The organism is Sediminibacillus sp. JSM 1682029, assembly GCF_041366435.1.
Taxonomy (GTDB): Bacteria; Bacillota; Bacilli; order Bacillales; family Amphibacillaceae; genus Sediminibacillus; species Sediminibacillus terrae.
Map to the genome: position 1 here is coordinate 1 of NZ_JBEWYY010000023.1, position 1,389 is coordinate 1,389.

Annotated in this window: 1 protein-coding gene; it reads left to right on the plus strand. The window is 46.2% G+C overall.

The window, feature by feature from the left end:
• The first annotated feature begins 115 nt into the window (after positions 1 to 115).
• On the plus strand, positions 116 to 1,339 hold the full coding sequence (locus ABVF09_RS19775) for an ISL3 family transposase (protein ID WP_371069883.1): 1,224 nt from the start codon (positions 116 to 118) through the stop codon (positions 1,337 to 1,339).
• Positions 1,340 to 1,389: the final 50 nt, after the last annotated feature.

Here is a 1,389-nt window from a genome sequence, read left to right on the forward strand (position 1 = left end):
AGGCTCTACAATATTTGTTGGGGTTTTAGAAAAATTCCGCATAAAAAATACACACAAGCTCCTATCTCTACTACACTTGAATTGACTAAGAAACAAGCAAGCAGATAGGAGTTGTGTGTACATGCATTCTAACATGAGATTACCCGGATTAGAAAGTGTTTCTATCAAGAAAGTAGAAGAGGTGGAGGGAGCTTACCACATGGAGGTGGAGATGCCCAGGCAGGCGCAAACCTGTCCGGCGTGTGGTAACCAGACTTCTCGTGTTCATGATTACCGAATGCAGAAAGTCCAGCACTTAAAGGTATTTGAACGAACCACCTATTTGTTTTACCGCAAACGACGCTATGCCTGTTCCTGTGGTAAACGATTCGCAGAAGGCAATCCGATGGTGGACCGTTATCAGCGTCACTCAAAAGAGTGGAACCAGGCCCTGGGCCTGCGAGTGATTCAGGGGATGAACTTCAAGGATACCGCTGCGCAGTTCCGCACCTCACAAGCTACAGCCATTCGCCGTTTCGATCAGGTGGCCACACCAGAGCTTCAGGAGGTGGAAGAGCTTCCGGAAGTGATTGCGATTGATGAATATAAAGGCGATACCAATGCGGGGAAATACCAGGTCATCATTGGCGATGGGGAGACGGGAAATCCAATAGATATCCTGCCTGATCGATCCGTCAAAACCGTCAAGCAGTACCTCCGGGAAAAAGGGGGTAATGTCCGGAAGGTCATCATGGACATGAGCTACAGCTTCAAGTCAGCTGTCCGGAAGGCGGTGGGAAGCCCCATCATTGTGGCCGATCGTTTCCATTTTTGTCGGTATATTTATTGGGCTTTGGAAAGGGTGCGCAGGCGCGTCCAAAAGAACTTCCATGAATACGACCGGAAAAAGTGTAAACGGATGAAACATATCTTTTACAAGAAGCACGAGGAGCTAACCGAGAAGCAGCGCTGGTATCTGAACCGATACCTCGGTCTATCGGATGAACTACGAGTCGCCTATAAGCTGAAAGAAACTTTTCGCAGCTGGTTTGAAGAGGCAAAAGCAAAGGGGAAAACCGATATTGGCTATGTAAAACAACGATTGTATCAGTATTATGACCAAGTGAAGCAAAGTGGTATGGAAGAATATCTACAAGCGATTGGCACCTTGAAGAATTGGCAGACAGAGATTCTGAATAGCTTTGCGCTCGATTATAGCAATGGGTTTATCGAAGGATTAAACAACCAAACGAAAGTCATCAAGCGGAATGCTTTTGGGTTTCGTCGTTACGATCGCTTAAGAACGAAAGTGTTATTACATCATCAACTGAAGGAATTCAGGGGCTTTCAAGTGGGTTAAGGAGTAGGAGGAAATTTCTCCCACCCCAACATTTGACGTAGAACCTTTTT